At 71.5% G+C, this 17,042-nt stretch carries 15 protein-coding genes; 9 read left to right on the forward strand and 6 right to left on the reverse strand.

Annotation, left to right across the window (positions count from 1 at the left end; genetic code table 11):
• Positions 1-124: 124 nt before the first annotated feature.
• The 8 genes from rapZ (at position 125) to AB0M35_RS16310 (ending at position 7,212) form a co-directional block, all read left to right on the forward strand.
• Positions 125-1,000, forward strand: a complete 876-nt coding sequence (gene rapZ, locus AB0M35_RS16275) for an RNase adapter RapZ (protein WP_363746210.1) — start codon at positions 125-127, stop codon at positions 998-1,000.
• Positions 997-1,971 carry a uridine diphosphate-N-acetylglucosamine-binding protein YvcK gene (gene yvcK / locus AB0M35_RS16280; RefSeq protein WP_363745991.1) on the forward strand — a complete coding sequence of 325 codons (975 nt, stop codon included), beginning with the start codon at positions 997-999 and terminating at the stop codon, positions 1,969-1,971. Before rapZ ends, yvcK begins: the two co-directional genes overlap by 4 nt.
• 54 nt (positions 1,972-2,025) lie before the next feature.
• A complete protein-coding gene (gene whiA, locus AB0M35_RS16285) occupies positions 2,026-3,006 on the forward strand; it encodes a DNA-binding protein WhiA (RefSeq protein WP_363745993.1) in 981 nt (326 codons plus the stop codon).
• A 323-nt stretch (positions 3,007-3,329) separates the two neighbouring features.
• On the forward strand, positions 3,330-4,334 hold the full coding sequence (gene gap, locus AB0M35_RS16290; protein ID WP_363745994.1) for a type I glyceraldehyde-3-phosphate dehydrogenase: 1,005 nt from the start codon (positions 3,330-3,332) through the stop codon (positions 4,332-4,334).
• A 31-nt stretch (positions 4,335-4,365) separates the two neighbouring features.
• Positions 4,366-5,589 carry a phosphoglycerate kinase gene (locus tag AB0M35_RS16295; RefSeq protein WP_363745996.1) on the forward strand — a complete coding sequence of 408 codons (1,224 nt, stop codon included), beginning with the start codon at positions 4,366-4,368 and terminating at the stop codon, positions 5,587-5,589.
• Positions 5,589-6,380: a triose-phosphate isomerase gene (tpiA, locus tag AB0M35_RS16300; protein WP_363745998.1), complete on the forward strand. Its 792-nt coding sequence runs from the start codon at positions 5,589-5,591 to the stop codon at positions 6,378-6,380. The genes AB0M35_RS16295 and tpiA overlap by 1 nt, the downstream gene beginning before the upstream one ends.
• 95 nt (positions 6,381-6,475) lie before the next feature.
• On the forward strand, positions 6,476-6,730 hold the full coding sequence (secG, locus tag AB0M35_RS16305) for a preprotein translocase subunit SecG (protein WP_102658524.1): 255 nt from the start codon (positions 6,476-6,478) through the stop codon (positions 6,728-6,730).
• 137 nt (positions 6,731-6,867) lie between these two features.
• Entirely contained in the window at positions 6,868-7,212 is a 345-nt protein-coding gene (locus AB0M35_RS16310) for an RNA polymerase-binding protein RbpA (protein WP_363746000.1), read from the forward strand.
• 90 nt (positions 7,213-7,302) lie between these two features.
• On the opposite strand, the gene pgl is transcribed toward AB0M35_RS16310, so the two are convergent.
• The 6 genes from pgl to tkt all read right to left on the reverse strand — a co-directional run bounded on the left by pgl (position 7,303) and on the right by tkt (position 15,801).
• Positions 7,303-8,067, reverse strand: coding sequence for a 6-phosphogluconolactonase (gene pgl / locus AB0M35_RS16315; RefSeq protein WP_363746002.1), 765 nt, complete (start codon positions 8,065-8,067; stop codon positions 7,303-7,305).
• 62 nt (positions 8,068-8,129) lie between these two features.
• Entirely contained in the window at positions 8,130-9,146 is a 1,017-nt protein-coding gene (locus AB0M35_RS16320) for a glucose-6-phosphate dehydrogenase assembly protein OpcA (RefSeq protein WP_363746004.1), read from the reverse strand.
• 31 nt (positions 9,147-9,177) lie between these two features.
• Positions 9,178-10,692 carry a glucose-6-phosphate dehydrogenase gene (gene zwf / locus AB0M35_RS16325; RefSeq protein WP_363746005.1) on the reverse strand — a complete coding sequence of 505 codons (1,515 nt, stop codon included), beginning with the start codon at positions 10,690-10,692 and terminating at the stop codon, positions 9,178-9,180.
• Between the two features lie 97 nt (positions 10,693-10,789).
• Positions 10,790-12,439: a glucose-6-phosphate isomerase gene (locus AB0M35_RS16330; protein ID WP_363746007.1), complete on the reverse strand. Its 1,650-nt coding sequence runs from the start codon at positions 12,437-12,439 to the stop codon at positions 10,790-10,792.
• Between the two features lie 48 nt (positions 12,440-12,487).
• Entirely contained in the window at positions 12,488-13,645 is a 1,158-nt protein-coding gene (tal, locus tag AB0M35_RS16335) for a transaldolase (RefSeq protein ID WP_363746009.1), read from the reverse strand.
• Positions 13,646-13,662: 17 nt separating this feature from the next.
• Positions 13,663-15,801, reverse strand: a complete 2,139-nt coding sequence (gene tkt, locus AB0M35_RS16340; protein ID WP_363746011.1) for a transketolase — start codon at positions 15,799-15,801, stop codon at positions 13,663-13,665.
• 280 nt (positions 15,802-16,081) lie between these two features.
• On the opposite strand from tkt, the gene AB0M35_RS16345 reads away from it, so the two are divergent.
• Positions 16,082-17,038 carry a heme o synthase gene (locus AB0M35_RS16345; protein WP_363746013.1) on the forward strand — a complete coding sequence of 319 codons (957 nt, stop codon included), beginning with the start codon at positions 16,082-16,084 and terminating at the stop codon, positions 17,036-17,038.
• Positions 17,039-17,042: the final 4 nt, after the last annotated feature.

Raw genomic sequence — 17,042 nt, forward strand, 5'->3', positions numbered from 1 at the left:
GCTAGAGTCGCTGTCTGACCATGCCGGGTCGACATCGACCACGGCGCCACGGCTTGGGGGTTGATCGGTGGGCGAGGCGCACACGGCGGGCCACCGCGCCGGCGTTTCCGGAGACGGGCCGCAGATGGCGGTCGGCGAGACGGACACCACGCTGGTCGTGGTCACCGGCCTGTCCGGCGGTGGCCGCAGCACGGTCGCCCGGGCCCTGGAGAACGTCGGCTTCTACGTCGTGGACAACCTGCCGCAGGCGTTGTTGCTGGACATGGCCGAGCTGGCGGTGAAGGCGGGCGGGGCGGCCCGGCGTACGGCGATGGTGCTGGACGTGCGGTCCCGGGCGTTCTCCACCGACCTGGCCGAGGCGATCCGGGAGCTCAAGGAGCGCGGCTACGCGCCACGGGTGGTCTTCGTCGACGCCGACGACGAGGTGCTGATCCGCCGCTTCGAGAGCGTACGGCGTTCGCACCCGTTGCAGGGCGACGGGCGGCTCGCCGACGGCATCGCGGTCGAGCGCGGTCTGCTGGAGGAGGCTCGCGACCAGGCCGACGTGATCATCGACACCAGCCACCTCAACGTCAACCAGCTGCGTCGACGCATCGAGGAGCTGTTCGGTGGGGAGGACGCCCGCAAGCTGCGGGTGACGGTGATCTCCTTCGGCTTCAAGTACGGCCTGCCGCCCGACGCCGATTTCGTGCTCGACGCCCGGTTCCTGCCTAATCCGTACTGGGTGCCGGAACTGCGGGAGCACACCGGTCGGGAGGAGGCGGTCAGCGCGTACGTGCTGGGGCAGGAGGGGGCGGACTCCTTCATCTCGGCGTACGCCGACCTGGTGGGCGCCACCACCGCCGGCTTCGAGCGGGAGGGCAAGCGGTATCTGACCGTCGCGGTGGGCTGCACCGGCGGTAAGCACCGCAGCGTGGCCATCGCCGAGGAGTTGGCCGCCCGGTTGCGCCGTGCCGGCCTGGCCGCCAACGCCCAGCACCGGGACCTGGGGCGGGAATGACGATCCGGGTGGTGACCTTCGGCGGCGGGCACGGCCTGTCCGCCGCACTGCGGGCGCTGCGCCGCTGCGCACCCGAACTGGACCTGGACATCACCGCCGTAGTGACGGTCGGTGACGACGGCGGCTCCAGTGGGCGGCTGCGCGCCGAGCGGGGTGGCCTGCCGCCGGGCGACCTGCGGCAGGCGCTGGTCGCGTTGGCCGGCGACCATCCGGCGACCCGGCGCAGCGCCGGGCTTTTCCAGCACCGCTTCGCCGCGGTGGCCGCCGATGGCGGGCGGCACGACGCGTTGGCCGGTCATGCCGTCGGCAATCTGGTGCTCTGCGGGCTGATGGAGTTGCTGGGCGACCCGGTGGCCGCGTTGGAGCACGCCGGGGCGATGCTCGGCGCGGTCGGTCGGGTGTTGCCGATGTCGTGCCAGCCGGTCGACATCGAGGCGCAGGTACGCGGCGCGGACCCGAACCGACCCGACGAGGTGCGCACCGTTCGCGGCCAACACCAGGTCGCGGTCAGTACCGGGAGGGTGGAGTCGCTGCGGCTCACCCCGCAGGCCCCGACGGCCTGCCCGGAAGCGGTCGCGGCGATCGGCGCGGCCGACTGGTTGATCTTCGGGCCGGGTAGCTGGTACACCAGCGTCCTGCCGCACCTGCTGGTACCGCAGCTGGCCGCGGCGATCCTGGCCAGTCCCGCTCGCCGGCTGGTCACCCTCAACCTGGCCGCCGAGCAGGAGACTCTCGGCCTGTCCGTCGCCGACCACCTGGCGGCGTTGCGCTGGTACCTGCCGGAGTTGACGGTCGATCATGTGCTCGCCGACTCCAAGGCGGTGGGTGACCCTGCACCCGTCGACCGTGCGGCAGAATCGCTGGGGGCCCGACTGGTCCTCGCTCCCGTCGCGGTCGACGACGGTACTCCCCGTCATGATCCGGCCGCCCTGGCCGCCGCCCTGGTGCCCGTACTGGGCGCCGATCGTTAGACACGTACGTAATCTCCGGCGACACGCCGGAACCGGTCCGTGAGGGGACGCACAATGGCGATGACGGCTGCGGTCAAGGACGAGCTGAGTCGGGTCGACGTGCCCAAGCCCTGCTGCCGGCGGGCGGAGATGGCCGCGCTGCTGCGGTTCGCCGGTGGGCTGCACATCGTCTCCGGGCGAGTGGTGGTGGAGGCGGAACTGGACACCGGCGCGGTGGCCCGGCGGCTGCGCCGGGAGATCGCCGAGGTCTACGGCTACCCGAGTGAGATTCACGTGCTGGCCTCCGGCGGGCTGCGCAAGGGCAGCCACTTCATCGTCCGGGTGGTCAAGGACGGCGAGGCGCTCGCCCGGCAGACCGGTCTGCTGGACGTGCGGGGTCGGCCGGTACGCGGGCTGCCGCCGCACGTGGTCGCCGCCAACGTCTGCTGCGCGGTCTCCGCCTGGCGGGGCGCGTTCATGGCGCACGGCTCGCTGACCGAGCCGGGCCGTTCCAGCGCCCTGGAGATCACCTGCCCGGGGCCGGAGTCGGCCCTGGCGCTGGTAGGTGCGGCCCGCCGGATCGGCATCACCGCGAAGAACCGCGAGGTGCGCGGCGTGGACCGGGTGGTGGTCAAGGACGGCGACGCGATCGCCGCGCTGCTCACCCGCGTCGGCGCCCACGCCAGCGTGCTGGCTTGGGAGGAACGCCGGGTCCGCCGGGAGGTACGCGCCACGGCCAACCGGCTGGCGAACTTCGACGACGCCAACCTGCGCCGCTCGGCGCGAGCGGCGGTGGCCGCGGCGGCCCGGGTCACCCGGGCGTTGGAGATCCTCGCCGACGACGCGCCGGAGCATCTGACCTCGGCGGGCCGGCTGCGGCTGGAGCACCGGCAGGCGTCCCTGGAGGAGTTGGGCGCGCTGGCCGACCCGCCGTTGACCAAGGACGCCATCGCCGGTCGGATCCGCCGGCTGCTGGCACTGGCCGACAAACGGGCGCGGGACCTGGGCATCCCGGATACCGAAGCGGCCGTCACGCCCGACATGCTCGTGGTCTGATAGGACGGTGGGGTCGTCCGGCGTGGGCGGGCCGGTGTCGTGCCGGCACGTGCCGCCGGCACGGTGCGACGTCCCGTGTGGTGTGGGTGGGCAACCACCCGACGCAGCGCGGCTCGACGCGCTCGGATATGGTCGCTGCGTACGGCAAGGGGGCCGGAACCGGTGCACCCGCCGTACCCACCGCCTCGGGCGGTCAGGTCCCTCGGACCGCGGCGGGGTGGCCGAGATGAATCGTCAACGGCCGGCTCCAACGGTCGGCGCACACCGCTTCGCCGACCGAGGGTCTCCACGCCGGCGAACCAGAACGCGAGGAGATGGGACCTGTGACCATCCGGGTTGGCATCAACGGCTTCGGCCGGATCGGCCGTAACTTCTTCCGGGCAGTGCTGGCGTCCGGCGCTGACGTGGAGGTCGTTGCGGTCAACGACCTCACCGACAACGCCACGCTCGCCCACCTTGTCAAGTACGACAGCATCCTGGGCCGCCTTCCGCACGAGGTGAAGGCCACCGCCGACGAGATCACCGTCGGTGGCAAGACCATCAAGGCGTACGCCGAGCGTGACCCGGCCGCGCTGCCGTGGGGTGACCTGAACGTCGACGTCGTCATCGAGTCCACCGGCTTCTTCACCGACGCCACCAAGGCCAAGGCGCACCTCGACGGTGGGGCCAAGAAGGTCATCATCTCGGCGCCGGCCAAGAACGAGGACGTCACCGTCGTGATGGGCGTCAACGAGGGCTCGTACGACCCGGCCAAGCACAACATCATCTCGAACGCCTCCTGCACCACCAACTGCCTCGCACCGATGGCGAAGGTGCTGCACGACACGTTCGGCATCGAGCGTGGTCTGATGACCACCATCCACGCGTACACCCAGGACCAGAACCTCCAGGACGCGCCGCACTCCGACCTGCGTCGGGCCCGCGCCGCCGCGCTGAACATCGTGCCGACCTCGACCGGTGCGGCGAAGGCCATCGGCCTGGTGCTGCCGGACCTCAAGGGCAAGCTCGACGGGTACGCGCTGCGGGTGCCGATCCCCACCGGCTCGGCCACCGACCTCACCGTCACCGTCGGTCGGGAGACCACGGTGGACGAGGTCAACGCCGCACTCAAGGCCGCCGCCGAGGGGCCGCTGCGGGGCATCCTCACCTACAACGAGGACCCGATCGTCTCCGCCGATATCGTCACCGACCCGGCGTCGTGCATCTTCGACGCGCCGCTGACCAAGGTCATCGGCAACCAGGTCAAGGTGGTCGGCTGGTACGACAACGAGTGGGGCTACTCGAACCGCCTCGTCGACCTGGTCAAGCTGGTCGGTCAGTCGCTGTGAGTGAGCAGCTTGCGAACGGGAGGCTGACTCCGTGAGCATCCGTACCCTCGACGACCTGCTCGCCGAGGGGGTGTCGGGTCGGCGCGTGCTGGTGCGTGCCGACCTGAACGTCCCGCTCGACAAGCAGACCGGTGCCATCACGGACGACGGCCGCATCCGCGCGGTCCTGCCGACCCTGGGGGCGCTCACCGAGGCCGGCGCCAAGGTGGTCGTCTGCTCGCACCTGGGCCGGCCGAAGGGCAGCCCGGATCCACAGTTCAGCCTCAGCCCGGTGGCCGGGCGGCTCGGCGAGCTGCTCGGTGCCCCGGTGCACTTCGCCACCGACACGGTCGGCGAGTCCGCCCAGGCGACCGTCGACGCCCTGGCCGACGGCGAGGTCGCGCTGCTGGAGAACCTCCGCTTCAACAAGGGGGAGACCAGCAAGGACGACGCCGAGCGGGGGGCCTTCGCCGACCAGCTCGCCGCGTTCGGTGACGCGTACGTCGACGACGCCTTCGGTGCCGTGCACCGCAAGCACGCCAGCGTGTACGACGTGCCGGCGCGGTTGCCGCACGTGGCCGGTCGTCTGGTGCTGCGGGAGGTGGAGGTGCTCTCCACCCTCACCGGCAGCCCCGAACGGCCGTACGTCGTGGTGCTCGGTGGTTCCAAGGTCTCCGACAAGCTCGCGGTGATCGAGGCGCTGCTGCCCACGGTCGACCGGCTGCTCATCGGCGGCGGCATGTGCTTCACCTTCCTCAAGGCGCAGGGCCACGAGGTGGGCACCTCGCTGCTGGAGAAGGAGATGGTCGAGACCTGCCGCAACCTGCTGGAGCGCTCCGAGGGCAAGATCATGCTCCCGGTCGACGTGGTGGCCGCGGACGCCTTCGCCCCGGACGCCGCGCACGACGTGGTGCCGGCCAACGGCATCCCCAGCCACCGGGTTGGCCTGGACATCGGGCCGGAGACGGTGGCCGGCTTCGCCGCCGCGCTGCGCGGCTCGTCGTCCGACGGCACGGCCAACGCGCGGACGATCTTCTGGAACGGCCCGATGGGCGTGTTCGAGATGCCGGCGTTCGCCAACGGCACCCGGGGCGTCGCCGAGGCGATCGCCGAGTCCGACGCGTTCAGTGTCGTCGGCGGCGGTGACTCGGCCGCCGCCGTGCGGGCGCTGGGCCTGGACGAGAAGTCCTTCGGACACATCTCCACCGGCGGCGGCGCCTCCCTGGAGTACCTGGAGGGCAAGACCCTCCCCGGCATCGCGGCCCTGGAGAACTGATGGCGAGCGCTCCCCGCCGGCCCCTGATGGCCGGCAACTGGAAGATGAACCTCAACCACCTTGAGGCCAACCTGCTGGTGCAGAAGCTGGCGGCCAGCCTCACCGAGAAGCAGCTCACCGAGGTGGAGACGGTGGTCCTGCCGCCGTTCACCGATCTGCGTACGGTGCAGACCGTCGTGGAGGGTGACAAGCTGCTGATCGGCTACGGGGCGCAGGACCTCTCCGCGCACGCCTCGGGCGCCTACACCGGCGAGATCGCCGGGTCGATGCTGGCCAAGCTGGGCTGCACGTACGTGGTGGTCGGGCACTCCGAGCGGCGGGAGTACCACCGCGAGGACGACGCGCTGGTGGGTGCCAAGGTGCAGGCCGCGCTGGCCAACGGGCTCACCCCGATCCTCTGCGTGGGGGAGGGGCTCGACGTCCGGGAGCAGGGCCGGCAGGTCGCGCACTGCGCCGAGCAGCTCGACGGGGCGCTCAAGGGGCTCTCCGCCGAGCAGGTGACCAAGGTCGTGGTGGCCTACGAGCCGGTCTGGGCGATCGGCACCGGCAAGACGGCCACCCCAGAGGACGCCCAGGAGGTGTGCGGCGCGCTGCGTACCCGGCTCGCCGAGACCTTCGACCAGGCCACCGCTGACCAGGTGCGGGTCCTCTACGGCGGTTCGGTGAAGTCGTCGAACGTCGCGTCGATCATGGCCCAGCCGGACGTGGACGGCGCCCTGGTCGGCGGTGCCAGCCTGGACGCCGAGGAGTTCGCGAAGATCTGCCGGTTCCCGGAGCACATCACCGGCTGATCGCTCGCTATCCTTGACTCCGCCCGTCCGTCGGTCGGTGCCGCCGTGCCCGAACTGCCCGGGCGAGGATCGTAACGAGAGGACTGACCCCCGCCATGCCGATCTGGTTCGCCTACACGTTGATCGTGTTGCTGGTCATCACGAGCTTCATGCTCGTCCTGCTGATTCTGCTGCACCGCGGCAAGGGTGGTGGGATGTCCAGCATGTTCGGCGGTGGCGTCAGCTCCAGCCTGGCCGGCTCGTCAGTGGCTGAGAAGAACCTCGACCGTTACACCGTTCTGGTGGGCATCGTCTGGTTCGCCTGCATCGTCGGGCTCGGGCTCTGGCTTCGGTTGCAGGTGGGCGTCTGAGCAGGCCCCGCCAGTCGTACAATCTGCGCGCGGTCCGTCACTCGACGGGCCGCGCGCAGTCCGTTTCACCCGCTGCACCGCGTCGCCCGCCGTCCACCCCTCGACGGCGGTCCCCTCCGACGACAGGAGCGAGCGCCGTGTCGAACGGCAACGTCATCCGGGGCGCCCGAGTCGGGTCCGCGCCGCCACGCCACCCCGAACGCCACCGCCCGGTCCCGTGCCGGTCGGTCAGCTTCTGGTGCCGCAACGGGCACCGCACCGACATCCGCATCGCCGCCGATGCGACGGCCCCGGAGCTGTGGGACTGCCCCCGCTGCGGGCTGCCCGCCGGCCCGGACGCGCAGGACCCGCCGGGCCGGGCCCGCGCCGAGCCGTACAAGACCCACCTGGCGTACGTGAAGGAGCGGCGTACCGACGCGGAAGGGGAGGCGATCCTCGCCGAGGCCCTCGCCGCCCTACGCAACCGGCGTGGCGGGAGCTGAGCGCCGCCTGCACGCCACCGCCTGCCTCAGGCCGACGTGTTAAGCGGGGGCCCCTTTACTACGCGAGGCGTTAATAAGGGGCCCTTCCTTTCAGCGGAGGCTGCGGAAGCGGGCGGGGACGGCGGCCGCGGCGGCCCGGTCGAGCAGCCACAGGGTGCGGCCGGTGCCCTGCACCCCGGCGGCGGGAATCTGCACCGGGCCGGCGCCGGCCAGGGCCATGCCCACCGCGTGCGCCTTGTCGGCACCGCCGGCGACCAGCCAGACCTCCTCGGCCGTGTTGATCGCCGGCAGGGTGAGGGTGACCCGTACCGGCGGCGGCTTCGGGCTGCCCCGCACCGCGCTGACCGGCCGGCTCTCGTAGTGCACCGGATGCTCCGGGAAGACCGAGGCGACGTGCCCGTCCTCGCCGACACCGAGCATCAGCACGTCGAAGTGGGGGAGTACGGCGGTGCCGGGCCGGGCGGCCCGGGCCAGCTCGGCCGCGTACTGCGCGGCGGCTTCCTCCGGGTCGACACCGGCGTCGGAGGGCGGCATCGGGTGGATCCGCTCCGGAACCACCGGCACCGCGTCGAGCAGCGCCGCACGGGCCTGGGTCTCGTTGCGCTCCGGGTCACCGGCGGGCAGGAACCGCTCGTCACCCCACCAGAAATCCACCCGGGACCAGTCCACCGCGTCCTTGGCCGGTAGGGCGGCGACGGCCCGGTAGACGGCGGCGGCGATCCGGCCCCCGGTGAGCACCACCGACGCCTGCCCGCGTTCGGCCTGCGCGTCGAGCAGCTTCACCACCAACCGCGCCGCGACCGCCTGTGCCAGCAGGTCGGCATCGGCGTGTACGGCGACACTCGCCTCGCTCATGGTGTCCTTCCGCGACCGCCACGGCGGCCGGTGTAGTGCCATCTCCCGCAGGTGGGGAACGGTCAGGATTGAGTGCTCGTCGACGTGTGCGCGGTGACACCGGCCTCGGCCCGTTCGGCGGTGGCTGGGTCCTTCCAGACGTGCACCCGCTGGCTGGGGCGGCGATCCAGCGTGGTCAGCCCGGCGAAGGCACCCAGCGCCTCGGCGTACACCTGGTCGGGGCCGAGCCGGCGCAACTCCTCGGCCAACTCGTCGCCGAGGGGCCGCCGGACCAGCGGCAGGATCCGGTCCTCCTGGCCGGTACGCCGGAAGATGGCCACGTTGTCGTCCCGGGTCAGCGTCAGCTCGTCGCTGTTGGCGCAGCGCAGCTGCACCTCACGCATGCGCGGGAAGTCCTTCGTCCGCTCCCAGCGTGGCTTGATGCCCAACCGGCTGCGCAGCCAGCCGCGCATCAACGCGGCGGTCGGGTCGCTCGGCGGCGCGACCACCGCCGCCTCGATCAGCTGTGCCTCGGTGGTGTCGAACGCGCCCGCCACCACTGCCCGCCACGGGGTGATCCGGGTCCAGGCGAGATCGGTGTCGCCGGGAGCGTAGTCCCGGGCACGTTGCCGCAGCGCCTCGATCGGGTCGGCGGCCTGGGCCGAATCGGTGATCCGCCGGTCGGCGACCACACCGAGAAAGTCGGTGGCGATCTCCAACGGTGGCTCGCCGTGCCACCAGGTCACCACCGGTACGTCCGGCACCAGCAGCGGCATCACCACCGACTCGGCGTGCAACGCCAGCCGGCCGTACATCCGCATGACGACGGCCTCGCAGGGGCCGAGCCGCCCGCCGACGACGATCTCCGCGTCGAGTCGGCTGCGGTCGCGTTCCAGATCGGAGCGGACGACCACCAGCAGCCGGCACGGGTGCGCGGCGGCGGCGATGGTGGCTGCCGCCTCCGCGTCGCGTACGCGCTTCTCGTCGACCACCACGATCAGGGTCAGGGCCATGCCGCTGGCCACCCCACCGGCGCTGCGCCGCTCGGCGGCGAGTGCCTTGACCACCTCGTTGCCGGTGGTGTCCCACAGTCCGATCAACGGAGCCTCCAGGTTCGCTCGTGGTGCCCGGTCACGCCCGCCGCCAGGCCCGACCTTCGCGGGCCAGCATCTCGTCGGCAGCGCGGGGACCCCACTCGCCGGCCCGGTAGGGCTCGGGCTTGGTGCCCTCCCAGGCGTGTTCCAGCGGGTCCACCACTGCCCAGCTCTGCTCGACCTCGGCGGCGTCCGGGAACAGCGTCCGATCGCCGATCAGCACGTCCAGCACGAGCCGCTCGTACGCCTCCGGGCTGGACTCGGTGAACGCCTCGCCGTACTGGAAGTCCATCGCGATGTCGCGGACCTCCATCGTGGTGCCCGGCACCTTGGAACCGAACTTGAGCACCACACCCTCGTCCGGCTGGACCCGGATGACCAACTGGTTGTTGCCGAGCATCTCCATGTCGGTGGGATTGAACGGCAGGTGCGGGGCCCGCTTGAACATCACCGCGACCTCGGTCACCCGCCGGGGCAGGCGCTTGCCGGCCCGGATGTAGAACGGCACCTCGGCCCAGCGGCGGTTCTGGATGCCCAGCCGCACCGCCACGTACGTCTCGGTGGTCGAGGTCGGCGGGACGCCGTCCTCCTCCAGGTAGCCCTTGGCGCGCTGGCCACCGACCCAACCGGGTAGGTACTGCCCGCGTACGGTCCCCTCGGTGACGTCCTTGGGCAGGGTGATGGCCTTGAGCACCTTGAGCTTCTCGGCCCGGATCTCGTCGGCGTCGAAGCTGGTCGGCTCCTCCATGGCGACCAGGGCGAGCAGTTGCAGCAGGTGATTCTGCAACACGTCCCGCGCGGTGCCGACCGAGTCGTAGAAGCCGGCCCGGGAACCGATTCCCACATCCTCGGCCATGGTGATCTGCACCGAGTCGACGTACTGCGAGTTCCACAACGGCTCGAAGAGGCTGTTGGCGAAGCGCAGGGCGAGGATGTTCTGGACGGTTTCCTTGCCCAGGTAGTGGTCGATGCGGAACACGTCCCGCCGGGTGAACACGTCGTCCACCAGGTCGTTGAGGGCCTTCGCCGAGGGCAGGTCGTGCCCGAACGGCTTCTCCACCACCACCCGACGCCAGCCGCCGCACCGCTCGTTGTCGGCCATGCCGGTACGGGCCAGTTGCTTGAGCACCACGGGGAACGCCGCCGGTGGGATGGAGAAGTAGAACGCGACGTTGCCGTGGATGCCGTGGCTGTCGCGCAGGCTGTCCAGACACTGGTTGAGTCGGTCGAAGGCGGTGTCGTCGTCGAACGAGCCACCGACGAACTTGATGTTGTGTTCCAGTCGCGACCAGACCTCCTCGCGCCACGGTGTGCGCGCGTGGCTCTTGGCCGCCTCCCGGGCCAGCGACGCGAAGTCGCCGTCGACCCAGTCCCGCCGGGCGAACCCGACGACCACGAAGCCGGGCGGCAGCAGCCCCCGGTTGGCCAGGTCGTAGATCGCCGGTAGCAGCTTCTTCTGGGCCAGGTCGCCGGTCACTCCGAAGATCACCAGAGCGCAGGGCTCCGGGATCCGTGGTAGCCGCCGGTCCTGCGGGTCGCGCAGCGGGTTCACTCTGTCTCCTCTGTTCGCGACTGCGGGGCTCGCAGGATCGGCTCACTCCTCGCGCTCACGGTGCCTTCCCGATCCTGGTCGTCCACATCGTTCATCGTCATGTCCGCAGTGACCCGACCGCGTCGAGCAGCTGGGCCAGGCCCGCCGACCGGTCGGTCAGGTGCAGTCGCAGCAGCGGGCGCTCGCGACCGGCCAGGGCCCGCCGGTCGCCGGCGGCCTGCGCCGCCTGTAGCTCCCCGAAGGAGTACGGCTTCCCGGGCACCGGCAGATCAACATCGACCGTACCGGTTACCTGAAGAAAGCTACCCACTCGCGGCCCACCCTTGTGGAACTGGCCGGTGGAGTGCAGGTGGCGTGGCCCCCAACCGAAGGTGACCGGACGGGGGGTGAGCTGCGCCAGCAGCGGACGCAGCCGGGCCACGTCGGCGTCGGCGTGCCGGTCGAGGTACGCCGCAATCGCCAGGTAGCCGTCGTCGCCCAGCCCTGCCAGCAGATGCCGCAGCGCACCGGCCAGGTCGGCCGGGCTGCCCGGCGGGGCGTACACCTCGATCGTGCCCTCGGTCGCCGACGGCGCCGATGCCGGCGGACGCTGCGCCAGGACGGCCGCGGTGTGCTCCTTGGCCTCGGCCACGTCGGGCTGGTCGAACGGGTCGACCCCCAACACGCTGGCGGCGAGCGCGGTGGCGTACTCCCAGGCCAGGAACTGGGCGCCGAGCGGGCCGTTGACCGCGACGTCGGGGGTGCGGCCGGGTGCGGGCAGATCACCCGGGGCCAGCGCGCCGCCGTAGCTGACGGTGAGCAGGTCGGGGCCGGTCAGGCCGGGACTGTCCGGTGACTCGACCACCACCGGCAGGAGACCGAGCCCGTCTTTACCGGTGGACTCGGCGAGCAGCTGCTCGACCCAGTCGCCCAGCCCTTCGACGCCGGTGCCGTCGCCGACCAGGACTACCTTGTCCCGTCCTGTCGTCGCGGCGGCGGCCAGCGCGGCGCCGAGCGCCAGGGCCGGGTTCGCCTCGGTGCTCTCCAAGGTGGCCGCGAACTCCTCGGCCTGGTCGAGCAGGTCGGCCACCGCGACCCCGGCGAGCGCGCAGGGGACCAGACCGTACGCGGTCAGCGCCGAGTACCGGCCGCCCACCTCCGGGTCGCCGAGAACGGTGATCGCGCCGAGTTCGGCGGCGACCGCCTCCAGCGGCGAGCCCGGATCGGTGACCACGACGAAGTGTCGCCCCGCCTCGGCCTCGGTCATCCCCGAGTCCAGGAACGCCTGCCAGTAGGCACGCCGGTGGCAGTCGGTCTCCACCGTGGTACCGGACTTGCTGGCCAGCACGACGACGGTGCGGGCCAGCCGGTCGGCCAGCGTGGCGCGCACCTGACCGGGGTCGGTGGTGTCGAGCACGGTCAGCTCCCGGCCGGTGGTCCGGGTGATGACCTGCGGCGCGAGCGACGAGCCGCCCATGCCCGCGAGCACCACGTGATCCAGGTCGGCCAGCTCCGCGGTCAGCTCGGCGAGCTGGGGGAGCAGCTCGCGGCCACGCCGGTGGCAGTCCAGCCAGCCGAGCCGGCCGGCCGCACCGGCCGCCGCGTCCGGACCCCACAGGGTCGGATCCTTGGCGACCAGCCGGCCGGGTACGCCGGCGTCGACCAGCGCCCGCCGGGTGGACGCCGACGCGCTGGCGTCCACCGCCCGCGCGCCGTACACCGCGAGACCACCAGCGGCCTCGGCCGGTGCGGCCAGCAGATCACCCACGCCGCCACCTGTCGCAGGTGGCGGCGTGGGGGACGCCGGGGCGAACCGTCACGCAGTTCCCCCGGCCTGCGCGGCGCCGCCCGGATGACCGGTGCCCTGAGCGGCAGCGACCAGCGACTTGCGTACGCCGTCGAGCAGCTCCTGCCAGCTGGCCTCGAACTTCTCCACGCCCTCACGTTCCAGCGTCTCGATCACGTCGGCCATGTCGACGCCCACCGCGGCGAGCCGCTCGAAGACCTGCCGGGCGTCGTCGTACGCGTCGGTGACGGTGTCGGGGCGGGTCTCGCCGTGCTCGGCGTAGGCGTGGATGACCGCCTCCGGCATGGTGTTGACCGTACCGGGGGCGATCAGCTCCTCGACGTAGATGACGTCCCGGTAGTCCGGGTTCTTCGTCGAGGTGGAGGCCCACAGCGGGCGCTGCGGGTGCGCTCCGGCGTCGGCCAGAGCCCGCCAGCGGTCGCCGGCGAAGACCTCGCTGTAGCGCTCGTACGCCAGCCGGGCGTTGGCCACGGCGGCCTTGCCGCGCAGCGCCTTGGCCTCGTCGGAGCCGATCTTCTCCAGCCGCTTGTCCACCTCGGTGTCGACCCGGGAGACGAAGAACGAGGCCACCGAGGTGATCTTCGACAGATCGTGGCCGTTGGCCCTGGCCTGCTCCAGCCCGGCGAGGAACGCCTCCATCACCTGCGAGTAGCGGTCCAGCCCGAAGATCAACGTCACGTTGACGCTGATCCCCTCGGCCAGCGTGGCGGTGATCGCCGGCAGGCCGTCCTCGGTCGCCGGGATCTTGATGAACAGGTTCGGCCGGTCGACCAGCCACCACAGCGCCTTGGCCTCGGCCACGGTGCGCTCCGCCTCGTGGGCCAGTCGCGGGTCCACCTCGATCGAGACCCGACCGTCGACCCCGCCGCTGGCGTCGTACGCCGGGCGCATCACGTCGCAGGCCCATCGCACGTCGTACGTGGTGAGCATGCGGACCGCCTCCTCGACGTCGACGCCCCGCACGGCCAGGTCCCGCAGTTGCCAGTCGTAGGTGTCGGCGTCGCTCAACGCCTTGGCGAAGATCGTCGGGTTGGTGGTCACCCCGACCATGTGCTTCTCCCGGCGCAGCTGATCCAGCCCACCGGAGGACAGTCGTACCCGAGAAAGGTCGTCGAGCCAGACCGCCACCTTCGCGGCGGAAAGCTCACCCAGCCTGTCGGTCGTCATGTGCGCCAACGCTCCCCTCAGTTGCCGGTCGTGAAACCGGTGATGTCACCGACACGGGTCAGCGCCGCGTGCGCGGCGGCGACGATCCGGTCGGGGGTGAAGCCGAACTGCTCGAACAGCACCGAGTGCGGGGCGCTGGCGCCGTAGTGCTCCAGGCTGACGCTCTCGCCGCAGTCGCCGACGATCCCGCGCCAGGACATCGCGATGCCCGCCTCCACGCTCACCCGGGCCTTTACCCCGCGCGGCAGCACCGACTCCCGGTAGGCCTCGTCCTGCTCGAAGAACCACTCCTGGCAGGGCATCGACACCACCCGGGTGGGCGTGCCGTCGGCCTCCAGGCGCTCCCGCGCGGTCAGGCAGAGCTGCACCTCGGACCCGGTGCCGACGATGATCACCTGCGGCTTGCCGTTGGACGCCTCGGCCAGCACGTAGCCGCCCTTGGCGACGCCGTCGGCGCCGGCCAGCTGCGAGCGGTCCAGGGTCGGCAGCGGCTGGCGGCTCAACGCCAGCGCGGTCGGCCGGTCGGTGTGCTCCAGGGCCTGCCGCCACGCCCACGCCGTCTCGTTGGCGTCGGCCGGGCGGACCACGTCCAGACCCGGGATGGCGCGCAGCGCGGTCAGGTGCTCCACCGGCTGGTGGGTCGGACCGTCCTCGCCGAGGCCGATCGAGTCGTGCGTCCAGACGTAGACCACCGGCAGCTTCATCAGCGCGGCCAGCCGCACCGAGGGACGCATGTAGTCGCTGAACACCAGGAAGGTGCCGCCGTACGGCCGGGTGCCGCCGTGCAGGGCGATGCCGTTGAGGATCGCGCCCATGGCGTGCTCACGGATGCCGAAGTGCAGCGTGCGGCCGTACTCGTGGCCGGGGAACTCCTTGGTGGCGTACTGGCTCGGCACGAAGGAGGGTTCGCCCTTCATCGTGGTGTTGTTGCTCTCGGCCAGGTCGGCGGAGCCGCCCCACAGCTCGGGCAGCACCGGGGCGAGGGCACCCAGCACCTTGCCGGAGGCGGCCCGGGTCGCCACGCCCTTGGCGTCGGCCGGGAACTCCGGCAGCGCCTCCGTCCAGCCCTCCGGCAGCGCCCGCGCGGCCAGCCGGTCGTACAGGGCGCGACGCTGCGGGTTGGCCTCGGACCAGGCGCCGAAGGCGGTCGTCCACTCCTGCTGGGCGGCCTCGCCCCGGCGCAGCGTGCCCCGGGTGTGGGCGAGCACCTCCTCGGTGACCTCGAACGAGCCGGCCGGGTCGAAGCCGAGGATCTCCTTGGTGGCGGCCACCTCGTCGGCGCCGAGCGCCGAACCGTGGATCTTGCCGGTGTTCTGCTTGTTCGGTGCCGGCCAGCCGATGATGGTGCGCAGCGCGATGAACGACGGGCGGCCGGTCTCCGCCTTGGCGGCCAGCAGCGCCTGGTACAGCTCCTCGACGTTCTCGTGGTAGTCGCCCTGGTCGGCGTCGCCGCGCCGCCAGTCGACCGTCTGCACGTGCCAGCCGTACGCCGCGTAGCGGGCCGCCACGTCCTCGCTCATCGCGATGCGGGTGTCGTCCTCGATCGAGATCTCGTTGTCGTCGTAGATCACGCAGAGGTTGCCCAGCTGCTGGTGCCCGGCCAGGGCGCTGGCCTCGTGGCTGATGCCCTCCTCGATGTCACCGTCGGAGGCGATGCACCAGATGTGGTGGTCGAACACCGACTCGCCGGGCTCGGTCTCCGGGTCGAACAGGCCGCGCTCGCGGCGCGCCGCCATGGCCATGCCGACGGCGTTGCCCAGACCCTGCCCGAGCGGACCGGTGGTGGTCTCCACACCCGGGGTGTGCCCGTGCTCGGGGTGACCCGGAGTGAGTGAACCCCACTGCCGCAGCGACTTGAGGTCGTCGAGGCTCAGCGGGTAGCCGGCCAGGAAGAGCTGGATGTAGAGCGTCAGGCTGGAGTGACCGGCGGAGAGCACGAAGCGGTCCCGGCCGGCCCAGTTCGGGTCGGCGGGGTTGTGTCGCATCACCCGGTTGAACAGCAGGTACGCCGCGGGGGCGAGACTCATCGCGGTGCCCGGGTGGCCATTGCCGGATTTCTCCACGGCGTCCATGGCCAGTACGCGGACGGTGTCCACGGCACGGCGATCGAGGTCGGACCAGTCAAGTGCGGGGTGCTCGGGTCGTTTGGCAGCCACGGTGGTTAGTGCTCCTCGGCGAGATGGGCGGAACCCTCACTGGTGACCCTATCGAGCGTGCCTAAACGTGCGCCCGAGGATCTCAACATGCTGGTCTGTACGGTTCGGTCCGGCCACCCGGTTCAGCTGGGCCGATCAACCGTCGGTGTGACGGTTCGCACCGTTGCCGGGTCGCCCGGGCAGCCAAAACGACAGCGCGTAGTGTGTGGGGCGGTTGTGTGTGGATCCGCTGGGTCCGACCGTCCCGACCTCCCCTGCCGACGCCGGAAGGTGGCAATCCGTGAGCATGATCACCGAGCGCCCGGTCAGTAACCCTGCCGGGGAGTCGCCGGTGCGCTCGGCGGAGGAGTCGCCGGCCCGCTCCCGCGACGTGCGGGCGGTGGTCGCCGCGTACGTGTCGCTGACCAAGCCGCGCATCGTCGAACTGCTGCTGGTGACCACGGTGCCGGCGATGATGCTGGCGCACGGCGGACTGCCGTCGCTGTGGCTGGTGGCGGTGGTGCTCGTCGGCGGCTCACTCGCCGCCGGTGCGGCCAGCGTGCTCAACTGCTACATCGACCGCGACATCGACCAGGTGATGCGGCGGACCAAGCGCCGGCCGCTGCCCGCGCACACCGTGACGCCGCGCAACGCCCTGATCTTCGGTCTGGTGCTGGCGGCGGTCTCGATCGCGCTGATGGCGGCGTTCACCAACCTGCTCGCCACCGGCCTCACTCTGGCCGCGATCCTCTACTACGACCTGGTCTACACGCTGTGGCTCAAGCGGACCACGACGGCGAACACCTTCTGGGGCGGGGCGTGCGGGGCCGCGCCGGTGCTGATCGGCTGGGCGGCGGTGACCGGGTCGCTGTCGCCGGTGGCCTGGGGGCTGTTCGCGGTGGTCTTCTTCTGGCAGATGCCGCACTTCTACCCCCTGGCGATGAAGTACAAGGACGACTACGCCCGCGCCGGGATCCCGATGCTGCCGGTGGTGGCCTCCGTCCGACGGGTGAACGCCGAGATCGTGCTCTTCGCCTGGCTGACGGTGCTGTCCTCGCTGGCCGTGTGGGCGCTGGGCCTGAGCCCGGTGTACGGCGTACCGACGCTGGTGGTGGGCGTGATCTTCATCGTCGAGGCGCACAAGCTGGCTGGCCGGGCCCGCCGGGGTGAGCCGGTCAAGCCGATGCGGTTGTTCCACTGGTCCACGACCTACCTGACGATCGTCTTCGCCGCCGCCGCCCTCGACGCCTTGCTGTAAGGAA

The organism is Micromonospora sp. NPDC051196 (assembly GCF_040682415.1).
Taxonomy (GTDB): Bacteria; Actinomycetota; Actinomycetes; order Mycobacteriales; family Micromonosporaceae; genus Micromonospora.